Consider the following 26,388-nt stretch of genomic DNA (forward strand, 5'->3'; position numbering starts at 1 on the left):
GTGAAGGTGTCGGTGGTCGTGTCGCCGACATTGAGCGCCTGGACCGTGGCGTTGCCGTTGTCGAGCGTATAGGTCCAGACGCCACCCGTGGTCATCTGATACGTGCCGTAGCCATGGTCACTTGCATGTCCGGCCGCGACGGCCTGGAATGTATTGGGTGTGTTGTCGACGTCGGTGTCGGTGAGCGTGCCGCTCGCCGTCGGCGTCCCAGGAACTCCATTGCCGACGCCACCCGCTTCGATCACTGCGCCCGTAGAGACTCCGGAAATCACGGCCGCGTCGTTGGTTCCGGCGAACTGTACTGTGGCGGTTGCCCAACTGAGCGTTCCATTGCCGAGCCGAATTGAATAGATAAACGTGTCAGTCAGGTATTGCCCTGCATTCAAGTTTTGTAATTGCGTCTTGAAAGCCGCTGTTAAGGTAGCCGCGTCGTATCCAACGAGTCCGTCGGATGTGATCCAGATTTTCGCGCCGTTAGAACTTGTGTCGGAGCTGCCGATTTCGCTCCGCGCCGAGTCTTGTGTCAACAAATCAGCAGCGGAGTATCCACTCATCGCGCCTGTATTGTTGATCCCGTTGTCGACCGACCAAAGCGTCTTGGCGTTCCCGCCGAGATCGTTGGCCATCACATTCAGGAAGATGGGTTGAGAACTATCCTCATTAAGCCCGGTGGTGCTGCTGGTGAACAGGTCGTCCTTTGCCTGCGGTGTATTGGAGAATGACGCCGTGGTGCCGCCGGCACCGGTGACCTGAGTAGCCATTTTCAACCCCTGTTTCTGTAGCAGACGCCCCAACGCCTGTTTGTTAATAGTCCTGTACGACCACGCTCTGTCCGAGCATCGATCCCAAAGTCGCCACGCAGCTGGGTTGAAAGCGAGTGCGGCGCATCATCAGCGAGCCTGCCGGACAAGCAGTGCCGGCTGGAGCTAGCGGATGATGATCGCATGATGGCGGCTGCGACGGCGTTGTCGCAGCGCTGCGTCTCCCAACCCAATTGCATCGCCTAAATCGCCGGTTTCCGATCAAGAGATTTTAGACAATGCTTATATTAGGAGATTATTAACTCTACTGGCAAGCAAGCGTCAACGTCCAACTTGGGCGAACAGTTAATATTCGAGCATGAAGGAGCTACAGCCACCCGGATCGGCTTGTGAGATCAAACGAGTGCACGCCGGAAATGGCCCAGCGCGGCAGAAGATGCGGGGCAGCGTAACGAGAGCCCGCCAGTGCACTAACGCTGGACCTTGATCGCTGCCACGGTCGAGCCGGACATCCGGAAGTTTCGCGCTCCAACGCAGATCACTCCGAGGATGACAAGGCGCGAAGCAGACCTTGCCTTTGTGCACGCCGTTTTACGCCGTATCCCCCTTCTTAAAGGTCTTTACCTCGTAAGGGACTTGGGCAGATCGGACTTGCCAGATTGGAGATGAAGAATACCAGTTCAGCGAAAGTGAGACACGGACACGAGAACAATTCTCGATGGCGAAAATCGCCGCCGAAACTACGCGATTGCCGCTCCTTCACTCCCACTCGATTGTGCCAGGCGGCTTCGACGTGACGTCATACACCACGCGGTTGATGCCGCGGACTTCATTGATGATGCGGGTGGCGGCGGCGCCCAGGAAGGCCATGTCGTAGTGATAGAAATCAGCCGTCATGCCGTCGACGGAGGTCACGGCGCGTAGCGCACAGACGAATTCGTAGGTGCGGCCGTCGCCCATGACGCCGACAGTCTGCACCGGCAGCAGCACGGCGAAGGCCTGCCAGATCGCGTCATAGAGGCCGGCCTTGCGGATTTCGTCGAGATAGATGGCGTCGGCCTCGCGCAGGATCTCCAGCTTTTCCCGCGTGATGCCGCCCGGGCAGCGGATGGCGAGGCCGGGGCCTGGGAACGGATGGCGTCCGATGAAGCTTTCGGGCAGGCCGAGTTCCTTGCCCAGCGCCCTCACCTCGTCCTTGAACAATTCGCGCAACGGCTCGACCAGTTGCATGTTCATGCGCTCGGGCAGGCCGCCGACATTGTGGTGGGACTTGATGGTGACCGAGGGGCCGCCGGTGAAGGAGACGCTCTCGATGACGTCGGGATAGAGCGTGCCTTGCGCCAGGAAATCGGCGCCGCCGAGCTTCTTGGCCTCGTCCTCGAACACTTCGATGAACAACCGGCCAATGGTCTTGCGCTTCTTTTCCGGGTCGGACTCGCCTTCCAACTGCGAGATGAACTTGTCCGAGGCGTCGACCAGGATCAAAGGCAGATTGTAGTGCTGGCGGAACATCGCCACCACACCAGCGGCCTCGTCCTTGCGCATCAGGCCATGGTCGACAAGAATGCAGGTGAGCTGGTCGCCGACCGCCTCGTGGATCAGAAGGGCAGCCACCGAGGAATCCACGCCGCCCGACAGCGCGCAGATGACCTTGCCCTTGCCGACCTGCTTGCGGATCGCCTCGACCGCGTGCTCGCGATAGGCGCGCATCGTCCAGTCGCCTTCGATGCCGGCGATGTTGTGGACGAAGTTCCTGAGCAGCCTCGCACCATCCGGCGTATGCACCACCTCGGGGTGGAACATGATGCCGTACATCCTGCGTTCGACATTGCCGAAGATGGCGAAGGGCGAGCTTTCCGATTTGCCGAACACCTCGAAGCCAGGCGGCAGGGCGATGACGCGATCGCCATGACTCATCCACACCTGATGGCGCTGGCCTGTGGCCCACAGGCCCTCGAATAGCGGGCTGTCCTTCTCGATCTCGACAAAGGCGCGGCCGAATTCGCGATGGTTGGAGCTTTCGGCGACGCCACCCATCTGCACGCACATGGCCATCTGGCCATAGCAGATGCCAAGCACAGGCACGCCGGCATCGAAGACGATCTGCGGCGCGCGCGGGCTGCCGATATCGGACGTCGAAGCCGGGCCGCCGGACAGGATGACCGCTTTCGGGTTGATGCGCTTGAATGCCGCCTCGGCCGACTGGAACGGCACGATCTCGGAAAACACGCCGGCCTCGCGGATGCGGCGGGCGATGAGCTGCGTAAACTGGCTGCCGAAATCGACAATCAGGACGGTGTCGGTGTGATTGGCTGTCGTCATGGCGAGCCTTTAGAGAAAGAAACGAGTCTGCGCAATGGGTTGCGTCGCCTGACTTTCAGAGCGGTATCGCCTCGTCACCAGGTGAATCCGGCCGGAGCAAGCCCGAACCGATCGCCTGTTCGAGCCGCATGACGGCGTCGGCCAGCTTTTCATCGATGACGTGCAGATATTCGGTCCAGTCGCCGACGTGCCTGAGATCAGCCGCGCCGTCGGAAATACCGCGCAGCCCGATGAGCGGGATGTCGAAAAGCTGACAGGCGCGCAAGCAGGCGAAGGTCTCCATGTCGACCATGTCGGCGGCGATCGCTTCGTACGCCGCGCCGGTAATGACGGCGCCGCCGGTCGACAGTGTCGCCTCCTTGATTTCGGGAATACGTAACGGCAACGGTACGATCACCGGCAGGTCGAGAAACGGCGTCGCGCCTTTTTCGAAGCCCAGCGGCGAGGCATCGATGTCGCGATAGCTGACGGAGACGGCCTGGTAGATTTCGGTCTGCTCCAGGGTCCGGCTGCCAGCAGAGCCGAGCGATACCACCAGATCGGGCAATGCCTTGTCCGACTTCAACCAGGACAGTTCGGCGCCCAGCCTGACGCCGGCCTCGACCGGGCCCACACCCGTCATCAGCGGCGTGAACAGTCGCTGCAGATGCTGGCCATATTCGGCCCGCGCCGCCATGACGAAGAGGACATCCTTGCCGCCAATGCGCACGACGTTGCCAGTCATGGCGATCCTCCTGCTTGCGCTACATTATGGCCAACGGCATGGCCGCTGCCGGCGGCAGCTCCGTGCCGCCGGCACGATTAAATTCGCCCGCGGCGAACCGGCCACTCACCCAGCGATACCATCGCGGCCTAGCACCGTCATCATCGTCCCGGTCATGGTGGCGATCAGCTTGGCCTCGCCGTCGGCGGCGAAGGCATAGGCCTGGCCGTCGGCAACGATGATGGTACGGCCGGGTTTGGTCACCGAACCGCGGAACAAAAAACGCTCGCCCCGGCCCGGCGCCAGAAGGTTGACCTTGAATTCGATGGTCAGCACGCCGGAATTCTCCGGCATGAGCGAGAACGCCGCATAGCCGCAAGCCGAGTCCAGCGCCGTCGAAATGACGCCGGCATGCAGGAACCCATGCTGCTGGGTCAGCGCCGCCGAATAAGGCATCTCGATCTCGATGATGCCGGGGGTCACCAATGTCAGTTCGGCGCCGATCGTCGCCATCGCCTGCTGGCGGGCGAAGGACGCCCTGACGCGATCCTCATAGTCCGGAGCCGGTACGATCTTTGCTGCCATCGCCGTTGCCTTCACGTTTGACGGGAAAGCTTATCGCAGAGGCATGAGCGGCAGGCAAATGCTTTTGCTGCACTGCAGCAAACCGCATCGAACGCCACCTAGTTCAGCCAAAGAAGCGAGGCGTTGAGCAAGGTGGCGAACGCCACCCACGCCGCGTAGGGCACGAAAAGCCAGGCGGCGAGCCGATCGCGGGTCCAGACGCTTGCGATAAACAGCGCGATGACGGCCAGAAGAAGCACGATGATGACCAGAGCAGGCCCCATCATTTTTGCGCCGAAGAAGATTGGCGACCACACGAAATTCAGGACGAGCTGAGCGCCCCAGATCTTCATCGCGGTGCCGGCCGGGTCCCGCAACCATGTCCGCCAGCCGGCCACGGCGATCAGCACATAGAGCAGTGTCCAGGCAGGCGCGAAAATCCAGTTGGGCGGATTGAAGGAAGGCTTGGCCAGCGATGCATACCAGGCACCTGGCAAGGTGGCGAAACCGATCAGCAGGCCTCCGCCCAGCACCAGGACGAGGAACAGCAGAAGCGACAGATATCTTTGCAAGCACTCACCCTGTGGCGGCGCAACGCCGCGCATCTGCAATTGGGGCGCTGCGGGCAGCTGTCAACGACAGCGTCAGTTCGCCCGGCGCAAGGCGCAAAAATAAAATCCGTCTGTGCCGCTCAACGCCGGCGAGAGCGAAATGCCACCCAGGGCACCGATCCGCATCGCGGCGGTATGGCCGGGAAAACGGCTGTCCCAGAGCTGGCGATGATCGACCGGGGCAAAGCCGCCGTGCCGCTCGCGAAACGCGGCGATTTGTTCACCGTTCTCCTCGTCGAACACGGAGCAGGTTACGTAGACCAGCAGGCCACCGGGTTTGACGTAGGTTCTGGCGGCATCGAGGATCGTCGCCTGCTCGCCCTTGCGGGCATCAAGCTGTCTCTGCGTCAGCCGCCATTTGGCGTCGGGACGCCGCCGCCAGGTGCCGCTGCCGGTGCAGGGCGCGTCGACCAGCACGATGTCCATGTGGCCGGTCAATGGGGCAAGCTCGGCCGGCTTGGTGGTGACCTGCACATTGCGGTTTTCCGAGCGGCGAATGCGGTCGAAGATTGGCGCCAGCCGCGCCTTTTCGGCATCGTGAGCGAAGATTTGACCGTGGTTGTCCATCGCCGCCGACAACGCCAGCGTCTTGCCGCCTGCGCCGGCGCAGAAATCGAGCACCTGCATGCCAGCCGTCGCGCCGGCAAGCGCCGCCGCAATTTGCGACCCCTCGTCCTGGACCTCGAACCAGCCTTTCTGAAAGGCCGGCTCGGCTTGCACGTTCGGATGCCGGCCGTCACCGTCGATCGGCGGGATGCGGATGCCGTAGGGTGCGATCCGTGCGGCACTGGCACCGGTCTGCGCGAGTTCGGCCAACACCTTGGCGCGATTGGCCTGCAGCGTGTTGACCCGGATGTCGAGCGGCGGACGTGTGGCGAGCGCCGCGCCCTCCTCGACCCATGTCTCGCCGAAGGCTCGCTCGAAAAGCGGTTCGCACCAATCGGGAATGTCGGCGCGAACAGCGGGCGGCGCGTCGGCAAGCCGGCGTTCCGCCATTGCCTGGAGTTCCGTGGCGCTCAGCAGCGGCGGCGCGAATTTGTCACCTTCGAGCGCTGCGTTGAGCGACTGCGCCGTCTGGCTCCATTCGAGCAGCAGCGCCCCGAAGCCGATGGCACGCGGCGTGTCTTCGCCCAGCAACCAGCCGGCGGAGCGCTTGCGGCGCAGCGCGTCGTAGACGATGTTGCCGATCGCGGCGCGATCCCCACCGCCGGCGAAGCGATGGGACAGGCCCCAATCCTTCAGCGCGTCGGCCACCGGCCGGTGACGCCGACCAATGTCCTCCAGCACTTCAATGGCCGCAGCCAGCCGTCCGCCCAGTCGCATTCGTCATTCCATCAATCGAGCACATTATCCGGTCTGCTCTTAAAGCCTTTCACGTCCGGATTGAACCCCGCCCGGCTTCGCCGCGAGCGCAAGCTGGCGGTGATCGGCGAAACCTGTCCGACCGGTAAATCTTCGCGGCGGTTAGAAGCAGGCGGACTAGTAGATACAAGATCTCTAATGTTCTTAACTGGCGGCCGGAAGGACGGCGTGTGGCGCTACAGCTCTGCTTTCCAAGTTTTTCGGTTGGGAATACTCTTGCCGTCATGATTCGCGGCGCGGAAACGTGGACCGGCGGATCGTCACGAGGAGAGGGCAATGAAGATTTATCTGGCGGAAGTTCTAGGCACATTTCTGTTGGTGTTCATCGGTACGGCGTCCGTGGTGACGGGGGGCTTCGGCGGCGCGCTGCCGCTTGGCCAGGAAGGCATCGGTCTGGCATTCGGCATCGGCCTCATCGCGGCGGCCTATGCGATCGGCCCGATTTCGGGCGCGCATCTCAATCCGGCGGTGACGCTCGGCGTGTTCCTGGCTGGCCGGCTGCCGGCCAAGGACGTCATCCCCTATTGGATCGCGCAGATCATCGGTGCCATCATCGCCTCGCTGGCGTTGTGGATCATCGTTTCCGGCCAGACCGGCGGCCATACCGGCGGCTTCGGCGCCAATGGCTGGGACGAGACGAAATGGGGCATGAGCTCGGCGTTCCTGTGGGAGCTGATCGGCACCTTCACCTTCGTCACGGTGATCCTTGGCGTTACCGCTGAAAAACACTCGACGGCGTTTGCCGGCCTGGTCATCGGCCTGACGCTAGCGGGCATTCACTTCGCCATGATCCCGGTCACCGGTACCTCGGTCAATCCGGCGCGCTCGATCGGCCCGGCGCTGTTTACCGGCGGTGCCGCACTCAGCCAGCTCTGGTTGTTCATCGTCGCACCGCTGATCGGCGGCGCCATTGCCGGCGTCGTCGCCAAGGCGCGTGTCTTCGAGAAGGATTGATTCCAGAGCCTGAATGCAAGAGGCGCGGGCCGTGGCCCGCGCCTCTTTCGTAGGTCCTCAAGCTCGGGTCAGGCCGCGATGTCAAAGCGGTCGGCGTTCATCACCTTGGTCCATGCCGCAACGAAATCTCGGGCGAATTTCTGCCCGGCGTCCGCCGATCCGTAGACCTCGGCCAATGCCCGCAGCTGCGCATGCGAACCGAAGATCAGGTCGGCACGGGTGCCGGTCCACCTGACTGCCTTGGTTTTGCGGTCGCGCGCTTCGTACACTTCTTCCGAACCCGGAACAGAACCGGCAGCCGGATCCCAGACCGTGCTCATGCTGAGCAGGTTGACGAAAAAGTCGTTGGTCAGCCTACCCGGCCTGTCGGTGAACACGCCGTGCTTTGAGTGCCCGGTGTTGGCGCCGAGCACCCGCAAGCCCCCAACAAGCACCGTCAGTTCCGGCGCCGTCAGGCCCAGCAACTGCGCGCGGTCGACCAGCATGGCTTCAACCGACATGGGCTGCTTGCCCCTGACATAGTTGCGGAAGCCGTCGACTTTCGGCTCGAGCGCGGCAAAGGAGTGGACGTCCGTCTGCTCCTGCGATGCATCCATGCGGCCGGGCGTGAACGGCACCTTCACGTCGTTGCCGCCATCCTTGGCGGCCTTCTCGACCGCGGCGACACCGCCGAGCACGATCAGGTCGGCCAGCGAGACCTTCTTGTCGCCGGTCTGCGCGGTGTTGAACTCCGTCTGGATGCCTTCGAGCCTGGCAAGCACCTTCGACAGTTCGGCCGGCTGGTTGACTTCCCAGTCCTTCTGCGGCGCCAACCGGATGCGTGCGCCATTGGCGCCGCCGCGCTTGTCGGAGTTGCGGAAGGTCGAAGCCGCGGCCCAGGCCGTCGAGACCAGTTCGGAAACCGACAGGCCGGAGGCCAGGATCTTGGCCTTCAGCGATGCGATGTCCTGCTCGTTGACCAGTTCATGGTCGAGCGCCGGGATCGGGTCCTGCCAGATCAGCTCTTCCTTGGGCACCAACGGGCCGAGATAGCGCACCGCCGGACCCATGTCGCGATGGGTCAGCTTGAACCAGGCGCGGGCGAAGGCATCGGCGAACTGATCCGGATGTTCATGGAAACGCCGCGAGACCTTCTCATAGGCCGGGTCGGCCCGCAGCGCGAGGTCGGTGGTCAGCATGGCCGGCGCGTGATGCTTCGAGGGGTTGTGCGCATCCGGCACCGTGCCGGCACCGGCGCCACCCTTCGGCGTCCACTGATGGGCGCCCGCCGGGCTCTTCGTCAGCTCCCATTCGAAATTGAACAGATTGTCGAAGAAGTTGTTGCTCCACTTGGTCGGCGTCGTGGTCCAGGTGACTTCGAGACCCGAGGTGATGGCGTCGCCGGCAATGCCTGACGCATGTTTGCTCGACCAGCCGAGGCCCTGCGCCTCGATGCCGGCACCTTCCGGCTCCGCGCCCACCAGCGAGGCATCGCCGGCGCCGTGGGTCTTGCCGAAAGTGTGGCCGCCGGCAATCAGCGCCACGGTTTCTTCGTCGTTCATCGCCATGCGCGCGAAGGTTTCCCGGATATCACGGGCCGAGGCCAGCGGATCGGGCTTGCCGTTCGGCCCTTCCGGATTGACGTAGATCAGGCCCATCTGCACGGCGCCGAGATGGCCGCGAAGCTCACGATCGCCCGAGTAGCGCTCGTCGCCCAGCCACTTGGTTTCCGAACCCCAGTCCACGTCCTGCTCGGGCTCCCAGACGTCGGCGCGGCCGCCGGCGAAGCCGAAGGTCTTGAAGCCCATCGATTCCAGCGCGACGTTGCCGGTGAGGATCAACAGGTCGGCCCAGGAAATCTTGCGGCCATATTTCTGCTTGACCGGCCAGAGCAGGCGGCGCGCCTTGTCGAGATTGGCGTTGTCAGGCCAGCTGTTGAGCGGCGCGAAACGCTGCTGGCCGGCTCCGGCACCGCCGCGGCCATCACCGATGCGGTAGGTGCCGGCGCTGTGCCAGGCCATGCGGATGAACAGCGGCCCGTAATGGCCGAAGTCGGCGGGCCACCAATCCTGCGAATCCGTCATCACTTGGTGCAGGTCCTTGATGACCGCATCGAGATCGAGGCTGGCGAATTCCTTGGCATAGTCGAAGTCCTCGCCCATCGGGTCCGACAGGTTCGACTGCTGATGGAGAACGCCAAGGTCAAGCTGGTTCGGCCACCAGTCACGGTTGGTCCGGCCGGCGGGTCCATGCGCGACAGGGCATTTGCCCGCGCTGCTGTCGTCGGTTTTCGCGTCCATCTCTCACTCCAATTTGCCGAGGTTTGACTTGCCGAGGTTGATTTTTGCCGAGATTTTGGGGGCGGCCAGCGGCCCGCGCCAATCTGGAACCATTCCAGCCTAGGCCAGACCGTCGATAAAAACAAATTGTCTTTCCTGTTTATTTCGATAGGATTTTCTTATGATGGCCTTGACCGCATGATCGGACTGACAGTTCGCCAGATGCATTATTTCGACGCGCTGGCGCAGACGCTGCATTTCGGGCGTGCGGCGAAACTTGCCGGTGTCAGCCAGCCGGCGCTGTCCTCGCAGATCGCCGAAATGGAGCAACGGCTGAACTGCCGGCTGTTCGAACGCGGCGGCAAGTCGGTGCGCATGACGGACGAGGCGATCGCCCTGTTGCCGCGTATCGAGCGCATCCTGGCTGACATACGCGACGTGGAAACGACGGCCCGGCGCGGCCGCACGGCCATGGAGGGACGCTTCCGGCTGGGCATCATCCCGACTGTCGCGCCCTATCTTCTGCCACGCGCCTTGCCCGAACTGAAGAAGCATTTCCCGGCCTTGCTGCTCGAATTGCGCGAGGCGGTCACCACCTCCCTGGTCGAAGACACCGCATCGCGAAAACTCGACGCCTTCATCGCGGCACTTCCGCTCGACCATCCAGGACTGATCACCGAGGCGCTCTTTCCCGACCGGTTCTTCCTGGCCGTGCCGTCGGACGATCCGGCCTTTGCCTCGCCGCCGGTTCCACCCGAGAGCCCGGCGCTGGAAAGACTGATGCTGCTGGAAGAAGGCCATTGCCTGCGCGAACAGGCGCTGGCCGTCTGCGGCAATGTGCGGCCGGTGGCGATGGCAAGCTATGGCGCGACCAGCCTGACCACGCTCCTGCAGATGGTGGCGCACGGGCTCGGCGTCACGCTCATCCCCGAAATGGCGACCGGCCCCGCCGGCACCATCCCCGACCTCAAGATCGTGCCGTTCCAGGAACCGATGCCGCAGCGCATGATCTGCCTGGCCTGGCGACGCAACAATGCGCGGCACGGGGAATGCGTCGAGCTAGCCAAGATTATACGGGGGCTAGGCCCGGCGCTGTTGGCGGCCTGAGAGGTGGCCCTAACGCTCGTTACAGCACCCGCGACAGGAACTCGCGGGTGCGCGGCGACACCGGGTTGGCGATCATCTCGCGCGGCGCGCCGCGTTCGACGATCACGCCGCCGTCCATGAACACGAGCTGGTCGCCGATCTCGCGGGCAAAGCCGACCTCGTGGGTGACGACGACCATCGTCATGCCGCTCTCGGCAAGGTCGCGCATAACCTGCAGGACTTCGCCGACCAGTTCCGGATCGAGCGCCGAGGTCGGCTCGTCGAAGAGCAGCACCTTGGGCTTCATCGCCAGGGCGCGCGCGATCGCGACACGCTGCTGCTGGCCCCCGGACAGTTCGCGGGGATAGCGGTCGACCTTGTCGGCCACGCCGACACGCCGCAGCAGCACCTCCGCCTCGGTCTTTGCCTGGTCGACTGGAATGCGCCGCACCTGCATCGGCGCCTCGATCAGGTTCTCCATCACCGTCATGTGCGAGAACAGGTTGAACGACTGGAACAGCATGCCGATCTCGGCGCGGCGCCGGCACAGAAGATCGTCCTTCACCTCATAGAGCTTGTCGCCCTGGAGGTCGTAGCCGACGAACTGGCTGTCGACGAGCAGGATGCCGCCGCTGAGTTTTTCCAAATGGTTGATGCAGCGCAGGAACGTGCTCTTGCCCGATCCCGACGGGCCGATGATGCAGGCGACCGATCCCTCCGGTACATCGAGGTCGACACCTTTGAGAACTTCAAGCTGGCCATAGGTTTTGCGCACGCCGCGCGCGAACACCATGGAGTTGGCGGGCACCCCGAAGCGGGCACGATTTTCGGACTTCACATCACTCATCGGGCAACGCCGCGCAGGTGATCAAGTTGCGCAAGGTGCGCATCGTCAGGGCGTCGCGTCTGACATCGCTGCGGCCGAAATGGCGCTCCAGGAAATGCTGCCCCACCGACATGATGCTGACCACCGCGAGATACCAGAAGGCGACCACGATCAGCAGCGGAATGGTCTCGAAGGTGCGCGCATAGATGCTCTGCGCGGTATAGAAGAGGTCGTCGACGGCGATGAACGTCACCAGCGACGTCATCTTCAGGAGGTTGATCGCCTCATTGCCGGTCGGCGGCAGCACGAAGCGCATGGCCTGCGGCAAGGTGATGCGCTTCAGGATCATGCGGTAGGGCATGCCGAGCGCGCTCGCCGCCTCCGACTGGCCAGACGGCACCGACTTGATGCCGGCCCGGATGATCTCGGCCATGTAGCCGGCCTCGCACAGCGAAAGCGCCACCACGGCGGAGAAGAACGGCGTCATGAAATCATTGGTGCGCACGGAAAACAGCGTGCCTATGAACGGCAAAGTCAGCGAGATTTCGCGCACCAGCAGCGACAGGTTGAACCAGAAGATCAGCTGGATCAGGGCTGGGACACCCCGGAAGAACCAGACGTAGACGCCGGAAAAGGCGCGCAGCACCGGGCTCGGCGACACCCGCATGATCGCGATGATGGTGCCGACAATGATCGCCAGCACCATGATGATGACGGTGAGCATCAGCGTGTTGCCGAGGCCTCGCATGATCGAGGGATGGAACAGGTATCCGGCTGCCGTGCCCCAGGCAAAGGCCGGGTTGCTGGCGAAAGCACGAATGATGAGGAAGGCCAGCAGCAGGGCGAACGCCGTACCGACCCAAATGCCATAGCGGCGCTGCGGCACGACGGTCAGTCGTGACACGGCGGCGGAAACGCTTGGCTCGACGCCGATGTCGGTCGGGAGGGCAACGCCCATCGGATGTCTCCAGCTTGCGGGCCGGCGCCTGACGTTCATCAGGCGCCGGATGGTCTTTATTCGGCGCGAAGCGCGTCCATGGTGCCGACGAAGTAGGGTTCCTTGATCGCATAGGCGCCCATGCCGTATTTCTCCAGGATAGCTTTGTACGTGCCGTTCTTGAACAGTTCGGCAAGTGCCGCCACCATCATGTCGGCGGTCTGCTTGTCGTCCTTGGCGATCGCCATGCCGAGCGGCGCGACCTCGTAAAGCGTCGGCAGGACCACCAACTGGCCCTTGCTCGTCACCTCGAAATAGCTCGATGCGGTGGCATCGTCCATACGCGCGTCGACGCGGTCCGAAAGCACGGCCTGGACGATATCGGTGGAGGAGTTGAACACCGATTTCTCGATAGCCTTTTGGCCCCTGTCGGTGCATTCCTTACCGAGCTTGTCGACCAGGAAATCCGAGGCGCTGCCGGCCGAGACGCCGATGCGCTTGCCACAGAGCGGCATGTCGCCGCTGAAGCTCGCCTTCTTGTCAGGCGATGTCGAGACGGCGAGCCCTGCCTTCAGGAACATGATGAAATCGACCTGCTTCAGGCGCTCCGGCGTGGCCGAGAAGGTCTCCCAGGCGATCTTGAAGCGGCCCGCCGCAAGACCCGGGATCATCGACGGGAACGGCGTGCGCTGGATATCGAGCTTGGCGTCGACGAGCTTGGCCACCTCGCCGGCGAGTTCGACGATGATGCCGGTCTGCTTGCCGTCGGCGTCGAGATATTCGAACGGCGCGAAGTCCAGAGTGTTGGCGACGGCGAGCGTTCCGCTCTCTTTCACCTCAGCCGATTTCGGCACGTCGGCGGCTTTGGAAACCCCGCCCCCGACGGTGGTGGAGAGCGCCAGTGCAAGGCTGGTCATTCGCAGATATCTGTTCATTGCTGTTCCCCTTTTCTTGTCCTTGTTTGCAGTCTTTCCGGCAGAGCCCGGGCCGGTGGCCGGCACGGGCTCGGTGTCCCTTAGGAAGCGGCTGCTTCGGCCGCCTTCTTCTTTCGATAATGATAATTCTTGTCGATGCGCTCCATCAGGTAATCGCCATAGAGCACTGGCTCGTATTTCGGCTGTGTGCCGGCCGGCACACAGACCGAAAGTGCGGCGATCGTCTCGTCCATTGAGGGATCGAAGAAGAAGGGCTGCGAATAGCGCTCGCGTCCGGAGCGGTTGATGACGCGGTGCGGCGTCGAGACGAACTGGTCATTCGACCAACGCGCCAGGATGTCGCCGACATTCATGACGAAGGAATCCGGAACCGGCGGCGCGGGGACCCAGTCGCCCGCCTTGTTCTTGACCTCGAGGCCGCCGACATTATCCTGGGCGAGCAGCGTGATGAAGCCGTAGTCGGTGTGCGGCGCCGAACCGAAAAGCCCCTCTTCCTGGGGCTGCGTCGGATAGTGCAGCAGCCGCAGGAAAGTCGTCGGCTGCTCGAAATAGCGGTCGAGACTGTCGGAGGGCAGCCCGAGCGAAAGCGCGATGGCGCGCACCATCTTGCGGGCGAGCGTGCCCATCTCCTGGACATAGCGCTCGATGGTCTCCCTGAAGCCGGCAAGGGCGGCCTCGTCGGGCCACTGGTTGGGGCCTTGCAGCGGCTTGCCGGCCAAGGCCCGGGGGTCGTCGGCGCCGACCTCGTGCATGAAGAAGATCGATTCGCTCTGGTTCGGCTTGCTGACGGCCGCCACGGACGAGGTCACGATGGTCGAGCCCGCAAAGGGCAAGTAGCCGCGGAAATTCTTGTCGATCTTCAGCTTCGCCTTCTCCTCCTCGGGCAAGGCGAAGAAACGCTTGGAGGCCTCGCGGACCGCTTCGACATCGGTGCGCGGAATGGGGTGGCCGGTGACATAGAGGAAGCCGATCGTCTCGAGATAGCGGCGCAGTGTCGCTGCCGTTTCCCTGATCGCGCCTTCGTCGTCGCCATAGAGCGGCGAAACGTCGAGGATCGGAATTTCGGAAAAATCGCCGCGCTCTTGTGCATCCATTTCGAACACCCTGTCTTGAACATAAGATACAGTACTGTATTTCTACACATCCGAACGGCCTCATCAATAGGCTTTCGATCGCAAAAGGAAGGACGCGGCATCATGGCACCACGCAAGATCATCATCGATACCGATCCGGGCCAGGACGACGCCTTCGCCATCCTCTTCGCACTGGGGTCGCCTGATGAACTCGACGTGGTCGGCATCACCACGGTCGGCGGCAACGTGCCGCTTGCCCTGACCTCGAAGAATGCGCTGAAAGTCGTCGAACTCGCCGGGCGGCCCGATGTGCCCGTTTATGCCGGCTGCCCGGCGCCGATGGTGCGCAAGCTGATCACCGCCGAATATGTCCATGGGGAAACCGGCCTCGACGGCGCCGACCTTGCCGAACCGGTGACGCCGCTGCGGGGCGAACACGCGGTGAACTACATGGTGCGCACCATCATGGACGCGCCGGAAGGCGAATTGACCGTTTGCACGCTCGGGCCAATGACGAATCTGGCCATGGCCATGACCATGGAGCCGAGGATCGTGCCCCGTCTGCGCGAAGTGGTGCTGATGGGCGGCGGCTTCTTCCAGGGTGGCAACGCGACGCCGGCCGCTGAGTTCAACATCTTCGTCGACCCGCATGCCGCGCACAAGGTGTTCGACAGCGGCGCGCCGGTGACCATGGCGGGCATCGATTGCACCTACACGGCGCTGATGACGCCTGAGTGGCTCGACCGCCTGCGCGCAAGCGGCAGCCGCGCGGCGATCGAGGCCGCGAACCTGGCCGACTTCTACCGCCAGTATGGCACCCACAAATTCGAGACGCCGGCACGCCCCATCCACGATGCCTGCGTCACCGGTTATCTCCTGGCACCGCAAATCTATGAACAGCGCCAGTGCGCGGTGACGGTCGACATTGTCTCGCCTGAGACAATCGGCATGACCGTCGTCGACTGGTGGCACGTCACCGACCGGCGCAAGAACTGCAACGTCCTGCGGCGCATCGATCCCGCGCCGTTCTTCGAACTCATGCTGGAGCGGATCAGCGCATTGCCCTGAGTTGCGCCTTCCGCGATAGATGGACACTTGATGAGTCGCGAAGCGCATCGGAGCCGGCGAACGGTTTTGTGGGCGTTGCGTGTGCGATGAAGGTCTTGATCGGATGAAATCGGACAGCGCCCCGGCCAAAGGCAAGAGACCAGCCAAAGCCGCGGGACCTGGGAAGACGGCGCGGCAGACGCTGAGTCGCGAGGCCTGGATCGCAGCGGCGCGCAAGGTGCTGGAGAAGCACGGCATTGGCGAGGTCAAGATCGACCGCCTCGCCAAGCAATTCAAGGTGACGCGCGGCAGCTTCTATTTCCATTTCACCAGCCTGGCCGATCTTCGCGACGGCCTGCTGCAAGAATGGCGAGATATCAATTGCGAGCCCTTCTGGGCTATGCGCGAGATGCAGAATATAGACGGCCTGCAGTTCTTCACCGACATCGTGCATGTTTGGGTCGACGAGGCGCCGTTTAGTCCCCTGCTCGACCTCGCCGTGCGCGACTGGTCACGAACGTCGAAAAAGCTGGCGCAGGAGGTCAAGGATATCGATGACCTGCGCATCGAACTCCTGACCCGCTCCTTCCGCGCCATGGGTTATCCCGAGGACGAAAGCCTGGTCAGGGCCCGCATCACCTATTTCCACCAGATCGGGCAATATGCGCTGTCCTTCAAGGAGGACCCGGCGGTGCGCCGCAGCTACCAGCCACTGTTCGGCGAGGTGCTGCTGGGGCCGCTGGTGCAGGAGCCGGGTTCGGCGCCACGGCCGGCGGAAATACGGCGCGGGCGGCGTTAGCGGACGAGGCATCCCGTCAACCCGTTAGGGGTATCGCGATGCCGGCATGGTGACTTCCCAACTGCCAGAAGGGTAGCTGGAACCGCTCGCGCTGCGCTTCGACGATATGAAAGCCCGCCGTCCGGATCAGGTGCAATGGATCGCGATTGAGGTGGCAGCCGCCGGCGAGCCGGCCCCATATCAGGTTCAGACGCTCTTGCCACCGGCGGCAACGCGGCCCTTCGGCCTGGCCGTGCTCGATGAAGATCAGCCGGCCCGTGGGCTTGAGGATGCGCCGGATCTCGGTCAGCGCCGCCTCGGGGTCCGGAATGGTGCAGAAGGCATAGGTGACGACCACCGTGTCGGCGAAGCTGTCGGCCAAGGGCAGCCTTTCACCGCTGGCCCTGATGCAGTCGACATCGAATGGCAGGGAACGGCTCTTCGGTTCGGCAAGGCCCAGCATCGTGCCGTCGGGATCGACGCCGACCAGCCGCTTCACCCTGGCGGCGTCGTAATGGGGAAGGTTCAGGCCGGAGCCGAAGCCGACTTCGACGACGACGCCCCCTGCCCGCGGGATCAGACGCCTTCGCATGTCCGTGAAAGCGTTGGCCGAACAGCCGGCGTGGACGAGGTAGGGAGCAATGCAGCGCGCGTACCAGGAGAGACAGGATTGGCACATGTCTCAGCCTCCTTGCCGTGTGTTGGCGGCACCGACAGGGCGGGTGAGAGTATTGACCAGTGACATTTCTCGCTCCAAGGGAGTCCCGTGATCGGGCCCGATCGGCCCGACGTCGTGGGAATGGATAGAAGGCCGGCGTCCCCTCAACGTCCCTGCATGGCCGTGGTCGGATCGATGGAGCGATTGGAATTCCGATTTCTGGGCTTTCCGGAGTTCCGGTTGAACGGCCGGCGGGTGGAACTCGCCCTGCGCAAGGCGGCAGCCCTCCTCATCTATCTCGCCGAGGCCAGCGGGCCGGTGGCGCGCGAGGTCGCCGCCACGCTATTGTGGCCGGAAGCCGACGAGCAGGCCGCACGCGCCCGCCTTCGGCGCACGCTGTACAAAATCCGCATCGCGTTCGGCAACGAGATCATCGCCGCCACAGGCGTCTCGCTAAGCCTGCACCCGGCGTTGTCCGCCGAGATCGACACCAGGATTTTCGAGCAGGCCTGCAATTCCGGCGCTCTCGACAAGGCAGCCGAGATCTACAAAGACGATTATCTCGCCGGCTTCTTGCTGCCGGACTGTCCGCAATTCGAGGAATGGGTCTTCTTTCGGCGAGAGACGTTGCGTGGCCGGCTGGTGCAGGCGCTGGAGCGGCTCATCGACGCCAAGATCGCCGACAGCCAGCCTCGTGGCGCGGTCGTTCACGCGACACGGCTGGCGGCACTCGACCCCTTGAGCGAAAGCGCGCACCGACATCTGATCCGTGCCCATCTGGCGGCCGGGGACAGGGCGGCGGCCGAGCGGCAGATCGACACGTGCATCCGGCTCTTGCGGGACGAACTCGGCGTAGTGCCGGACCCCGCCACGCTTGCCTTGCTGAGCCAGCCAACTCAGGACGCCGCCCTGGATGTGCCCAGGACGCGCTATGTCGCGGTGGGCGGCATCCACATCGCGTACCAGATCTTTGGCAGCGGCCCGACGGACATCGTGCTTGTTCCCGGCTTCATTTCACATGTCGAGCGTATCTGGGAAGACCCGGGTTGCCGCGCCTGGCTGACCGCGGTTTCGCGCCTGGGTCGCCTGATCCTCTTCGACCGGCGCGGCATGGGGCTTTCCGACCGCGTCGGTGCCCGCCCCACGGTCGAGGCGACGGCGCAGGATATTCTGGCGGTCATGAACGCGGCCGGCAGCCGCAGGGCCTTGCTGGTCGGCGCGTCGGAGGGTGGGCCGGGCTGTATCCGTTTTGCGGTCCAGCATCCAGATCGGCTGACGGGCCTTGTCTTGTGGGGCTCGCTCGCCAAAGGCAGCCGTGCACCTGACTATCCCCACGCCTTGACCATCGCGCAGTATGATCTGTGGAAGCAACGGCTGCTGGCGGGCTGGGGTGGCGCGGCGGAAATCGACACCTTCGCACCGAGCCTCGCTGGCGACCGCCAGGCGAGGACCTGGTGGGCCGGATTGCTCAGGGCAGCCTCCAGCCCGGGTGCGGTCGCCGGGCTGCTCGACGCGTTGCGGGACACCGATGTCCGTCACCTCCTGGCAAACGTCTCCGCCCCGACGATGATCCTACACCGTTCCGGCGACCGCGCCGTGCGCATCGAGGCGGGGCGGTTCCTAGCGACCAAGATTCCAGGCGCGCGGTTTATGGAGGTCGATGGCGACGACCACTGGTTCTGGGTCGGCGACCAGCAGGCGCTGCTCGACGGTATCGGCGCGCTTGTGCGACACGGCTGATCCGGCCTCACGCCGTCTTCTGCGCCACCAGCCCGAGTTCCTCGGCCATCGCCTGACGCATCAGGAATTTCTGCGGTTTGCCGGTCACCGTCATCGGCAATTCCGTGCGGAAGCGAATATGGCGCGGCACCTTGTAGTGGGCGATCTGGCCCGCGCAGAACGCCTTGATCTCCTGCTCGGTGGCGACCTGGCCGGGTTTGAGCACGATCCAGGCGCACAGCTCCTCGCCATATTTGGCGTCCGGGATGCCGAAGACCTGCACTTCCCGCACCTTGGGATGGCGGTAGAGGAATTCCTCGACCTCTCTGGGATAGACGTTCTCACCGCCGCGAATGACCATGTCCTTGACGCGGCCGACAATGTTGCAATAGCCCTCGGCGTCGATGGTGGCGAGGTCGCCGGTGTGCATCCAGCCATCGCTATCGATCGCCTCGCGAGTCTTTTCGTCGTCGTCCCAATAGCCCTTCATCACCGAATAGCCGCGCGTACAAAGCTCGCCCGGCGCGCCGACCGCAACGGTGGCGCCGTCGACGGCGATCGCCTTGACCTCGACATGCGGGTGGATGCGCCCGACAGTCGAGACACGCTTTTCCAACGGATCGTCGGTGCTGCTCTGGAACGAGACCGGACTGGTCTCGGTCATGCCGTAGGCGATGGTCACTTCAGCCATGTGCATGAGCGAGACCACCTTCTTCATCACCTCGATCGGGCAGGGCGAACCGGCCATGATGCCGGTGCGCAGGCTGGAGAGATCGAAGGTCGGGAAATCCGGATGATCGAGCATGCCGACGAACATGGTCGGCACGCCGTAGAGGCCGGTGCAGCGCTCCCGCGCGATCGCCTTCAGCGTCAGGCCCGGATCGAACCCCTCGCACGGGAAAACCATGGTCGCGCCCTTCGACACACAACCCATGGTGCCCATCGACATGCCGAAGCAGTGATAGAGCGGCACCGGGATGCAGAGCCGATCGTCGACGGTGAGCTTGATAGCCGAGGTGACGAAATTGCCGTTGTTGACGATGTTGAGATGGGTGAGCGTCGCGCCCTTGGGTGCGCCCGTCGTGCCTGAGGTGAACTGGATGTTGATCGCATCGCCAGGCTTCAGCCCTTCCGAGATGCGGTCGAGGCTATCATGCTCGTCGCGACCGGCCATGGCCAGCACGTCGCCGAAATTGAACATGCCTGGCGAGTTCTCCTCGCCCATACGGATGACGATCCTGAGCGCCGGCAATTTCGCAGCCTTCAGCTTGCCGGGTGTCGCCGTCGCGATCTCCGGCGCCAGAGTCTCGATCATGCCGAGATAGTCCGATGTCTTGAAGCTCGCCGCCGTCACCAGTGCCTTGCAGCCAACCTTGTTCAGGGCATATTCCAGCTCGGTCAGCCGGTAGGCCGGATTGATGTTGACTAGGATCAGGCCGATGCGGGCGGTGGCGAATTGCGTCACCAGCCATTCCCAGCGGTTGGGCGACCAGATGCCGACCCGGTCGCCCTTCCGGAGGCCGAGCGCCAGAAAGCCGGCGGCCAGTGCATCCACCGTGTCCGACAGTTCGCTCCACGTGAAGCGCTTGTCCTGGCCGACGAACACGGCGGCATCGAGCGTGCCGTATTTGCCGACGGTGTCGGAGAACAGCGCGGGAATGGTCTTGTCGAGCAGCGGCACTTTGCGGTCGCCCGAGACATGCGCCCTGCCATCGACCGGTGCAATAAAGACGCTGCCGGCGCGCGCGCCGCGTCCGCGCAGATTGGTGGCATTCTTCAGCTCGTCGAGATTGACCGGCATCGCTGTCTCCTCCAAGACTGGCCGAACCTATCAGCCTGCCGGGATGCTGGAAATCCCGTCGATGGTACTGGAGCCCCTTCCCTGAAGGATCGCTATGCGACCGCTGCCGCCAGTTTCGCGACGATGTCGCGCAAAACGACGTCGTCGGCCGCTGCACGTGTCTTCCTCGACGCGACCAGACAGGCCTGTGATTTCAGGACCACGCCATCGCCCAGCACCTTGAGATGGTTGGCGCGTAGCGTCGAGCCCGTGCTGGTGATGTCGACGATGACGTCGGCGAGGCCGGCCGCCGGCGCGCCCTCGGTAGCCCCCAGGCTCTCGACGATGCGATAGACCTGGATGCCGTGCTTTTGGGAGAAGAACTGCTGGGTCAGCCGCCAGTATTTGGTGGCAATCCGCAGCCTGCGGCCATGGCGCTGGCGGAAGTCGGCGGCGACATCGTCGAGATCGGCCATCGTGTCGACATCGAGCCAGATCTCGGGCACCGCGACCACCACATCGGCATGGCCGAAGCCGAGGCGGGCGACGATCTCGGCCCGCGCTTCCCAGTCAGCGAGATTTTCCCGCACCAGGTCCTCGCCGGTGATGCCGAGATCGACCGCGCCTTGGCCTATTTCGCCCGATATCTCGGGGGCCGACAGGAAGAGCACTTCGACATTGTCCAGACCCTCGACGCGGGCGTGATACTTACGCTCGTCGCCGGGCAGGCTGACGGCGAGGCCGGCCTTGGCCAACACCTCCAGCGCCTGCTCCTTGAGCCTACCCTTCGAGGGAACGGCGAGCGTGATCATGATGCCGCCCCCCGCAGCGCCTCGATGCGGTCGAGCCACACCGAAAAGCCGACGCCGGGGATCGCGGTCTTGGCACCGAGCAGCGTCAGCAACCGGTCGTAGCGCCCGCCACCGGCCAAGGCGCGCTCGCCGTTGGCGGCCGCGATTTCGAAGACGACACCGGTGTAGTAGTCGAGCGGACGGCCGAAAGCGGCGTCGTAGCGGATTTTTTCGGAGGGCAAGCCATGCGCCTCGATCGCCTTGGCGCGGGCCGAGAATTTTTCCAGCGCCGCACCCAGCGAAAGTCCGGCGCCGGCCGCGAAAGTTTCCAATGCCTGGGCCGCGCCATCGAGCGCCACGTCGATCGCCAGAAAATCTTTCAGCGCCGCGAAAGCCTCGTTCGACAGCCGCACGCTGCGCAACTCGGCTTTCTCGATCAGCCGCCGCGCAATATCCGACGGCGCGCGCCCGGCCGATGCCGACAAGCCGGCTTCCTCCATGCCGCCGGCAATATGCTGGGAAAGACGGTCCAGATCGCCATCGAGGACAAGCGCCGCGACCGGCCCGGAGAGCTGGCTGTTGCGCGGCGGGTTGGCGAGATCGGCGAGTGCTGTCTCCAGCATAGGCGCCGAGCCGAAGGCGCGGGCCAGCCGCATGCGCCAGCCGCGCGGCAAGCCGAGCGCCGCCAGCACCGCCTCGAAAATCGCCTGGTCGCCAAGCGTGACCGCCAGCGGCTGGCCGGGCAGCACCAGCGACAAGAGCGCATGCGCGTCGGCGACCGAACGGGCATCGGCTTCGGCCGTGTCGCCGTCGCCGAGATCCTCGATGCCGGCCTGGAAGAACTCATTGCCGCCCTCGCGGCGCTGGCGAAACACTTCGCCCAGATAGGAATAGCGGCGCGGCGTGCCGGCCTGGCTGGCTATGTGGTCGAGGCAGACGGGAATGGTGAATTCGGGCCGCAGGCAGAGCGTCTGCCCGGTTTCGCTTTCGGTCAGGAAAATGCGGCGGCGCAGATCCTCGCCGGCCATGTCGAGGAAGGGATCGGCCGGCTGCAGCACCGCGACTTCGACGGCATGTGTGTTGCGGTTGGCGAAGAGGGTGATGATGTCGGTGGCGATGGCGGGGCGGGAGGTCATAGACAGGTTGGGCGCGAGGCACCCCCCTCTGGCCTGCCGGCCATCTCCCCCGCAAGGGGGGAGATCGGCAGCTTCGGGCTCGGCACGTTTTTCCCAACATCGGAGATTGGCGAAAACCTACGCGACATCCCATCTCCCCCTTTTCGGGGGAGATGGCCGGCAGGCCAGAGGGGGGTGCTCAAGCGCCACCCTTGGCGCGATCAGCGGCCTGCGCCGCCAAAATCTTCTTCACTTCGGCGATCAGTTCGCTTTCCGCTACTGTCACCTGGGCCGGACGCGCGGCGCGCCATTCCGCATTGTCGGTGATCTCCGCCGACATGCGCGCGCCTTCGATCAGGTCCTTGATCTGCAATTCGCCCTTGGCCCGCTCGTCGCCGCCCTGGATGACGGCGATGGGACAACCGCGCCGGTCGGCATATTTGAGCTGCGCCTTCATGCCGGCGCCGCCGAGATACATTTCGGAGCGGATGCCGGCGGCGCGCAGTTTCGAGACCATCTTCTGGTAGCGGCCGAGACTTTCGGTGTCCCTGTCCATCACCAGCACGACGACCGGTGCGATCACGTCGGCGCTGTCGAGCTTGCCGAGATTTTTCAGCGCCGTCATTAGCCTGCTGACGCCGATGGAAAAACCGGTCGCCGGCACCGGCTCGCCACGGAAGCGCGAGACCAGGCCGTCATAGCGGCCGCCGCCGCCGACCGAGCCGAAGCGCACGATCTGGCCGTCCTCGTTGGGGATTTCGGCCAGGAGCTCGGCCTCAAAGACCGGGCCAGTGTAATATTCGAGGCCGCGCACGACAGAAAAGTCGATCTTAATTCGATCTTCATCGTAGCCGGAGGCCCGAACTAACGGTTCAATTTGCTCAAGAAGCTCGTTCAATCCATCATCATATGGCAGGTGCGACAGGCCGCCATGAGGATCAGGAACTCCGCCTGTCTGTCCGGTAACCTCATCGAGATTTTGCCGTAGCTCGGCGGCATTTTTGGCGCGGACTACCGCAAGCACGTGTTGGATTTGGCGAGCAGCCAAACCGGCGCCCTTCGTAAAATCTCCGCTCTCGTCCTTGCGTCCCGCGCCAAGCAGCAACTGCACGCCCTCGATGCCGAGCTTGTCGAGCTTGTCGATGGCGCGCAGCACCGTCAGCCGGCGGCCGGCATTCTCCTCGCCGCCAAGGCCGATCGCTTCCAGCACGCCGTCCAGCACCTTGCGGTTGTTGACGCGGATGACGTAGTCGCCGCGCTTGATACCGAGCGCTTCCATGACGTCGGCCATCATCATCGCCATCTCGGCGTCCGCCGCGACGCCCGGCGTGCCGATCGTGTCGGCGTCGAACTGCATGAACTGGCGGAAGCGGCCGGGGCCGGGCTTCTCGTTGCGGAACACCCAGCCGGAACGGTAGCTGCGATAGGGTTTTGGCAGGCGTTCGAAATTCTCGGCGACGAAGCGCGCGGTCGGCGCGGTCAGGTCGTAGCGCAGCGACAGCCACTGGTCGTCGTCGTCCTGGAAAGAGAACACGCCCTCGTTCGGCCGGTCCTGGTCGGGCAGGAATTTGCCCAACGCATCGGTATATTCGATCAGCGGCTGGTCGGCCGGTTCGAAGCCATAGAGCTCATAAACCGAGCGGATCGTCGCCATCATCTTCTCGACGGCGCGGATATCCTCGGCACCGCGGTCGGCAAACCCGCGCGGCAGCCGCGCTTTCGTCTTTTCCGATTTGTCGGCCATAATCTGGGCACCCGATGTTCATGACTTCGTGACGCGGCAAATCTAGCGCGTTCACAGCGCGCGTTTCCTAACCGATGAAGCCGGGAGCGGCAAGGGTTGGCGCCCCGGAGCGCACCCGACAAGATCAGGAAGAATCGAAACCCCCTGAAACAAAAACACACCAGAAATGAAACAATGCCGCCACGGGCGCGGCATCGTGCCGACACAATCGCGGCCGATATAGCGCACCGAAACGAAGGGGTTCGGGACATGACCAGCGCAACGGAATTTGAGGCCAACAGCGAGGCCGGCGAAGTGCCGACGCGCCTGCGCGCGGCGGGCACCCATGCACCGCAAATGGTTGGCCGGGCTGCCAGGCCGTTCGATGTGCCGGCAGGCACCAGCAAGGATCCTTCCCTGCGCGACGCGTTGGTGACCGGTCTGCTGGTGATCTATCCGACGGTCGCCACGGTGGCCGCAATCGTCGCCGGGCTGTTCCTGGCCAGCGCCAACGGCACCTGAGCTGCCCCCGGCTATTTCGGCCGCTGGAAAGCCTTCCGCTGCTTCTCGACCTCCTTACGGCACACGCAGCCTTCGAGATGGTCGTTGACCAGGCCCATGGCTTGCATGAAGGCGTACACGGTGGTCGGGCCGACGAAAGTCCAGCCGCGCTTTTTCAGGTCCTTCGAAATCCGAACGGAAACCGCGGTGGTCGGGTTGGCGCGCAGATGGGCGAGGTCGACGATCTCCGGCCGCTCCTCCTTGCCGGGTTCGAACTTCCAGAACCAGGCGGCCAGCGAGCCGAACTCATCCACCATCTCGCGGGCGCGTTTGGCGTTGTTGATGGTCGAGACGATCTTGCCGCGATGGCGGATGATGCCGGCGTTGCCGAGCAGGCGCTCGACATCCCTTTCGTTGAAGGCGGCGACCTTGTCGAAGTCGAAGCCAGCGAAGGCTTCGCGAAAATTCTCCCGCTTGCGCAAAATGGTCAGCCAGGACAGGCCCGACTGAAACCCTTCCAAGCAGATCTTCTCGAACAGCCTGCGGTCATCGGCCACCGGCCGGCCCCATTCATGGTCATGGTAATGCAGATAATCGGGCAGATTGCCGTGCCAGAAGCAGCGCACGACACCGTCACGACCGGCAAGCAGGCCGGTGTTTTCATTGCTCATCCCAAGAAATCCATCCGTTAACGCGCTTGCGCGCTGTCTTTACCGTGGCTTTACCAGATTCCTGAACCGGGCGGTAACCACACCAAAGAGTTTACTGACAGAACCGCATTTTACGCATTCCGATTCATGTTTCGGTTGCTGCTCGCCGCCAATGATCGCGCAAGCCGGGAGCGTTCTTGCCCGGCGTATTAGACGATCAAGGTGCGTTCCCGATGAAAAGAGTTCTGTTTCCCTTGCTCGGCGCCGTGGCTGTGTTTGCCGCCGGCGTCACACCCTCAACCGCCAACGACCGTTATGCCGACAGACCGCCGGTGATGGTGAGCCCCGACCTTTCCGCGCCCTGGGTGCTGCAGCTCGGCCATGCGCCCGGAATCGTGCGGCAGAACCGACAGGCCGTGCAGCAGCAGCCGCGCCAGCGCACCGCGCAGCCGGCACAGCCCGACAGCGTACAGACGGCCGCTGTGCAGGCGCCTGCCAAACGCATGGTCATGCGCCGGCAGATCAACCCCGTCTACCTGCCGCAGGAAGTTGCCTATGACGGCGCCCAGAAGCCGGGCACCATCGTCATCGATACCACGCAGAATTTCCTCTATCTGGTCGAGAAGAACGGCAAGGCGCGGCGCTACGGCGTCGGCACCGGCAAACCCGGCTTCGAATGGTCGGGCACCCACAAGATCACCAACAAGCGCGTCTGGCCGGACTGGCGTCCACCGGCCGAGATGATCAAGCGCGAAGCGGCCAAGGGCCGATACCTGCCGACCTATCTGGCCGGCGGCATGGAAAACCCGCTCGGCGCGCGCGCTCTCTATCTCGGCACGACCGAGTACCGCATCCATGGCACCAACCAGCCCTGGACGATCGGCGGCGCGGTATCATCGGGCTGCATCCGGATGCGCAACGAGGACGTGGTCGACCTTTATGAGCGGGTCAATGTCGGAACCACCGTCGAGGTGATATAGTGGCAGCGAATCAGCCGGTTAAGCAGTGCTGAGCAGGTTTTGGCGCGCTGTTGCCCTTAAGTCATAGCGCACTTTTGGAAGACGTGCTTAGACTGGCAACGAGTTAACGGGGGACGGGCCGTGTGGGGATACGGCCAGTCACGAGAGGGCAGCACGGGTAACCGGGCTGCCCTTTTCGTTTCACGGTGCGACAGGTCGCCCCGGAGGCACGGTGTTTCGTTTTCAGGGCTGATTTCCGGGCCGTGCTCTGCTAT

At 63.7% G+C, this 26,388-nt stretch carries 23 protein-coding genes and 1 pseudogene; 7 read left to right on the forward strand and 17 right to left on the reverse strand.

Features of this window, described 5'->3' with window-relative positions:
- The 6 genes from LB557_RS17810 to LB557_RS17835 form a co-directional block, all read right to left on the reverse strand.
- Positions 1 to 761 (reverse strand): VCBS domain-containing protein (locus LB557_RS17810; RefSeq protein WP_210243720.1); only part of this gene is annotated, 761 nt, incomplete at its 3' end.
- A 759-nt stretch (positions 762 to 1,520) separates the two neighbouring features.
- The gene (guaA, locus tag LB557_RS17815; protein WP_140876644.1) at positions 1,521 to 3,083 is read right to left on the reverse strand and encodes a glutamine-hydrolyzing GMP synthase; all 1,563 of its coding nucleotides are present in this window, start codon (positions 3,081 to 3,083) and stop codon (positions 1,521 to 1,523) included.
- A gap of 55 nt (positions 3,084 to 3,138) precedes the next feature.
- A complete protein-coding gene (locus LB557_RS17820; RefSeq protein ID WP_015316526.1) occupies positions 3,139 to 3,807 on the reverse strand; it encodes a 5'-methylthioadenosine/S-adenosylhomocysteine nucleosidase in 669 nt (222 codons plus the stop codon).
- A 105-nt stretch (positions 3,808 to 3,912) separates the two neighbouring features.
- Positions 3,913 to 4,371 carry a PaaI family thioesterase gene (locus LB557_RS17825; RefSeq protein WP_015316525.1) on the reverse strand — a complete coding sequence of 153 codons (459 nt, stop codon included), beginning with the start codon at positions 4,369 to 4,371 and terminating at the stop codon, positions 3,913 to 3,915.
- Positions 4,372 to 4,469: 98 nt separating this feature from the next.
- Entirely contained in the window at positions 4,470 to 4,922 is a 453-nt protein-coding gene (locus LB557_RS17830) for a TspO/MBR family protein (protein ID WP_224623095.1), read from the reverse strand.
- Positions 4,923 to 4,994: 72 nt separating this feature from the next.
- The gene (locus tag LB557_RS17835) at positions 4,995 to 6,284 is read right to left on the reverse strand and encodes an RsmB/NOP family class I SAM-dependent RNA methyltransferase (protein WP_015316523.1); all 1,290 of its coding nucleotides are present in this window, start codon (positions 6,282 to 6,284) and stop codon (positions 4,995 to 4,997) included.
- Positions 6,285 to 6,599: 315 nt separating this feature from the next.
- Here LB557_RS17835 and LB557_RS17840 point away from each other — a divergent pair, with 315 nt between their 5' ends.
- Complete coding sequence (locus tag LB557_RS17840; protein ID WP_015316522.1) at positions 6,600 to 7,277, forward strand: MIP family channel protein; 678 nt, start codon at positions 6,600 to 6,602, stop codon at positions 7,275 to 7,277.
- Positions 7,278 to 7,345: 68 nt separating this feature from the next.
- On the opposite strand, the gene katG is transcribed toward LB557_RS17840, so the two are convergent.
- Positions 7,346 to 9,556, reverse strand: coding sequence for a catalase/peroxidase HPI (gene katG / locus LB557_RS17845; protein WP_224641960.1), 2,211 nt, complete (start codon positions 9,554 to 9,556; stop codon positions 7,346 to 7,348).
- Positions 9,557 to 9,733: 177 nt separating this feature from the next.
- Here katG and LB557_RS17850 point away from each other — a divergent pair, with 177 nt between their 5' ends.
- Positions 9,734 to 10,642, forward strand: a complete 909-nt coding sequence (locus tag LB557_RS17850) for a hydrogen peroxide-inducible genes activator (protein WP_015316520.1) — start codon at positions 9,734 to 9,736, stop codon at positions 10,640 to 10,642.
- 19 nt (positions 10,643 to 10,661) lie between these two features.
- Here LB557_RS17850 and LB557_RS17855 read toward each other — a convergent pair whose 3' ends face one another.
- From LB557_RS17855 to LB557_RS17870, 4 genes and pseudogenes are all read right to left on the reverse strand, one after another.
- Positions 10,662 to 11,468 carry an amino acid ABC transporter ATP-binding protein gene (locus LB557_RS17855; RefSeq protein ID WP_318013355.1) on the reverse strand — a complete coding sequence of 269 codons (807 nt, stop codon included), beginning with the start codon at positions 11,466 to 11,468 and terminating at the stop codon, positions 10,662 to 10,664.
- Positions 11,465 to 12,405: pseudogene (locus LB557_RS17860) on the reverse strand (amino acid ABC transporter permease). Before LB557_RS17860 ends, LB557_RS17855 begins: the two are co-directional and overlap by 4 nt.
- Positions 12,406 to 12,461: 56 nt before the next feature.
- Positions 12,462 to 13,319: an ABC transporter substrate-binding protein gene (locus tag LB557_RS17865; RefSeq protein WP_224641964.1), complete on the reverse strand. Its 858-nt coding sequence runs from the start codon at positions 13,317 to 13,319 to the stop codon at positions 12,462 to 12,464.
- An 80-nt stretch (positions 13,320 to 13,399) separates the two neighbouring features.
- Positions 13,400 to 14,413, reverse strand: coding sequence for an isopenicillin N synthase family dioxygenase (locus tag LB557_RS17870; RefSeq protein ID WP_015316516.1), 1,014 nt, complete (start codon positions 14,411 to 14,413; stop codon positions 13,400 to 13,402).
- 102 nt (positions 14,414 to 14,515) lie between these two features.
- Between LB557_RS17870 and LB557_RS17875 the strand changes: the two genes are divergently transcribed.
- Both LB557_RS17875 and LB557_RS17880 read left to right on the forward strand, forming a co-directional pair.
- Positions 14,516 to 15,460: a nucleoside hydrolase gene (locus LB557_RS17875; RefSeq protein WP_224641966.1), complete on the forward strand. Its 945-nt coding sequence runs from the start codon at positions 14,516 to 14,518 to the stop codon at positions 15,458 to 15,460.
- 103 nt (positions 15,461 to 15,563) lie between these two features.
- Positions 15,564 to 16,238, forward strand: coding sequence for a TetR/AcrR family transcriptional regulator (locus tag LB557_RS17880; RefSeq protein WP_015316514.1), 675 nt, complete (start codon positions 15,564 to 15,566; stop codon positions 16,236 to 16,238).
- Between the two features lie 16 nt (positions 16,239 to 16,254).
- Here the strand turns inward: LB557_RS17880 and LB557_RS17885 are convergent, their stop codons facing one another.
- A complete protein-coding gene (locus tag LB557_RS17885) occupies positions 16,255 to 16,896 on the reverse strand; it encodes a class I SAM-dependent methyltransferase (protein ID WP_015316513.1) in 642 nt (213 codons plus the stop codon).
- Between the two features lie 174 nt (positions 16,897 to 17,070).
- On the opposite strand from LB557_RS17885, the gene LB557_RS17890 reads away from it, so the two are divergent.
- Positions 17,071 to 18,615, forward strand: coding sequence for an alpha/beta hydrolase (locus tag LB557_RS17890; RefSeq protein ID WP_041163730.1), 1,545 nt, complete (start codon positions 17,071 to 17,073; stop codon positions 18,613 to 18,615).
- A 7-nt stretch (positions 18,616 to 18,622) separates the two neighbouring features.
- On the opposite strand, the gene LB557_RS17895 is transcribed toward LB557_RS17890, so the two are convergent.
- The 4 genes from LB557_RS17895 to hisS form a co-directional block, all read right to left on the reverse strand.
- Entirely contained in the window at positions 18,623 to 20,395 is a 1,773-nt protein-coding gene (locus LB557_RS17895; protein ID WP_140876658.1) for an AMP-binding protein, read from the reverse strand.
- 92 nt (positions 20,396 to 20,487) lie between these two features.
- On the reverse strand, positions 20,488 to 21,186 hold the full coding sequence (gene hisG, locus LB557_RS17900; RefSeq protein WP_140660876.1) for an ATP phosphoribosyltransferase: 699 nt from the start codon (positions 21,184 to 21,186) through the stop codon (positions 20,488 to 20,490).
- Positions 21,183 to 22,301: an ATP phosphoribosyltransferase regulatory subunit gene (locus LB557_RS17905; protein ID WP_140660875.1), complete on the reverse strand. Its 1,119-nt coding sequence runs from the start codon at positions 22,299 to 22,301 to the stop codon at positions 21,183 to 21,185. Before LB557_RS17905 ends, hisG begins: the two co-directional genes overlap by 4 nt.
- Positions 22,302 to 22,479: 178 nt before the next feature.
- Positions 22,480 to 24,024, reverse strand: coding sequence for a histidine--tRNA ligase (gene hisS / locus LB557_RS17910; RefSeq protein WP_224641968.1), 1,545 nt, complete (start codon positions 24,022 to 24,024; stop codon positions 22,480 to 22,482).
- Between the two features lie 249 nt (positions 24,025 to 24,273).
- Here hisS and LB557_RS17915 point away from each other — a divergent pair, with 249 nt between their 5' ends.
- The gene (locus tag LB557_RS17915; RefSeq protein ID WP_140792912.1) at positions 24,274 to 24,525 is read left to right on the forward strand and encodes a hypothetical protein; all 252 of its coding nucleotides are present in this window, start codon (positions 24,274 to 24,276) and stop codon (positions 24,523 to 24,525) included.
- 11 nt (positions 24,526 to 24,536) lie between these two features.
- Here the strand turns inward: LB557_RS17915 and LB557_RS17920 are convergent, their stop codons facing one another.
- Entirely contained in the window at positions 24,537 to 25,175 is a 639-nt protein-coding gene (locus LB557_RS17920; protein ID WP_224641969.1) for a DNA-3-methyladenine glycosylase I, read from the reverse strand.
- Between the two features lie 212 nt (positions 25,176 to 25,387).
- Between LB557_RS17920 and LB557_RS17925 the strand changes: the two genes are divergently transcribed.
- Positions 25,388 to 26,134, forward strand: coding sequence for a L,D-transpeptidase (locus tag LB557_RS17925; protein ID WP_140660870.1), 747 nt, complete (start codon positions 25,388 to 25,390; stop codon positions 26,132 to 26,134).
- Positions 26,135 to 26,388 lie beyond the last annotated feature (254 nt).

It is taken from the genome of Mesorhizobium sp. BR115XR7A, from assembly GCF_020165315.1.
Classification (GTDB): domain Bacteria; phylum Pseudomonadota; class Alphaproteobacteria; order Rhizobiales; family Rhizobiaceae; genus Mesorhizobium; species Mesorhizobium australicum.

Excerpts from the sequence above, each read along its gene's own strand:
- guaA (WP_140876644.1), bottom strand. The coding sequence starts at position 3,083 with ATGACGACAGCCAATCACACCGACACCGTCCTGATTGTCGATTTCGGC.
- LB557_RS17820 (WP_015316526.1), bottom strand. The coding sequence starts at position 3,807 with ATGACTGGCAACGTCGTGCGCATTGGCGGCAAGGATGTCCTCTTCGTC.
- LB557_RS17825 (WP_015316525.1), bottom strand. The coding sequence starts at position 4,371 with ATGGCAGCAAAGATCGTACCGGCTCCGGACTATGAGGATCGCGTCAGG.
- LB557_RS17835 (WP_015316523.1), bottom strand. The coding sequence starts at position 6,284 with ATGCGACTGGGCGGACGGCTGGCTGCGGCCATTGAAGTGCTGGAGGAC.
- LB557_RS17840 (WP_015316522.1), top strand. The coding sequence starts at position 6,600 with ATGAAGATTTATCTGGCGGAAGTTCTAGGCACATTTCTGTTGGTGTTC.
- katG (WP_224641960.1), bottom strand. The coding sequence starts at position 9,556 with ATGGACGCGAAAACCGACGACAGCAGCGCGGGCAAATGCCCTGTCGCG.
- LB557_RS17850 (WP_015316520.1), top strand. The coding sequence starts at position 9,734 with ATGATCGGACTGACAGTTCGCCAGATGCATTATTTCGACGCGCTGGCG.
- LB557_RS17855 (WP_318013355.1), bottom strand. The coding sequence starts at position 11,468 with ATGAGTGATGTGAAGTCCGAAAATCGTGCCCGCTTCGGGGTGCCCGCC.
- LB557_RS17865 (WP_224641964.1), bottom strand. The coding sequence starts at position 13,319 with ATGAACAGATATCTGCGAATGACCAGCCTTGCACTGGCGCTCTCCACC.
- LB557_RS17870 (WP_015316516.1), bottom strand. The coding sequence starts at position 14,413 with ATGGATGCACAAGAGCGCGGCGATTTTTCCGAAATTCCGATCCTCGAC.
- LB557_RS17875 (WP_224641966.1), top strand. The coding sequence starts at position 14,516 with ATGGCACCACGCAAGATCATCATCGATACCGATCCGGGCCAGGACGAC.
- LB557_RS17880 (WP_015316514.1), top strand. The coding sequence starts at position 15,564 with ATGAAATCGGACAGCGCCCCGGCCAAAGGCAAGAGACCAGCCAAAGCC.
- LB557_RS17885 (WP_015316513.1), bottom strand. The coding sequence starts at position 16,896 with ATGTGCCAATCCTGTCTCTCCTGGTACGCGCGCTGCATTGCTCCCTAC.
- LB557_RS17890 (WP_041163730.1), top strand. The coding sequence starts at position 17,071 with ATGGAGCGATTGGAATTCCGATTTCTGGGCTTTCCGGAGTTCCGGTTG.
- LB557_RS17895 (WP_140876658.1), bottom strand. The coding sequence starts at position 20,395 with ATGCCGGTCAATCTCGACGAGCTGAAGAATGCCACCAATCTGCGCGGA.
- hisG (WP_140660876.1), bottom strand. The coding sequence starts at position 21,186 with ATGATCACGCTCGCCGTTCCCTCGAAGGGTAGGCTCAAGGAGCAGGCG.
- LB557_RS17905 (WP_140660875.1), bottom strand. The coding sequence starts at position 22,301 with ATGACCTCCCGCCCCGCCATCGCCACCGACATCATCACCCTCTTCGCC.
- hisS (WP_224641968.1), bottom strand. The coding sequence starts at position 24,024 with ATGGCCGACAAATCGGAAAAGACGAAAGCGCGGCTGCCGCGCGGGTTT.
- LB557_RS17915 (WP_140792912.1), top strand. The coding sequence starts at position 24,274 with ATGACCAGCGCAACGGAATTTGAGGCCAACAGCGAGGCCGGCGAAGTG.
- LB557_RS17920 (WP_224641969.1), bottom strand. The coding sequence starts at position 25,175 with ATGAGCAATGAAAACACCGGCCTGCTTGCCGGTCGTGACGGTGTCGTG.
- LB557_RS17925 (WP_140660870.1), top strand. The coding sequence starts at position 25,388 with ATGAAAAGAGTTCTGTTTCCCTTGCTCGGCGCCGTGGCTGTGTTTGCC.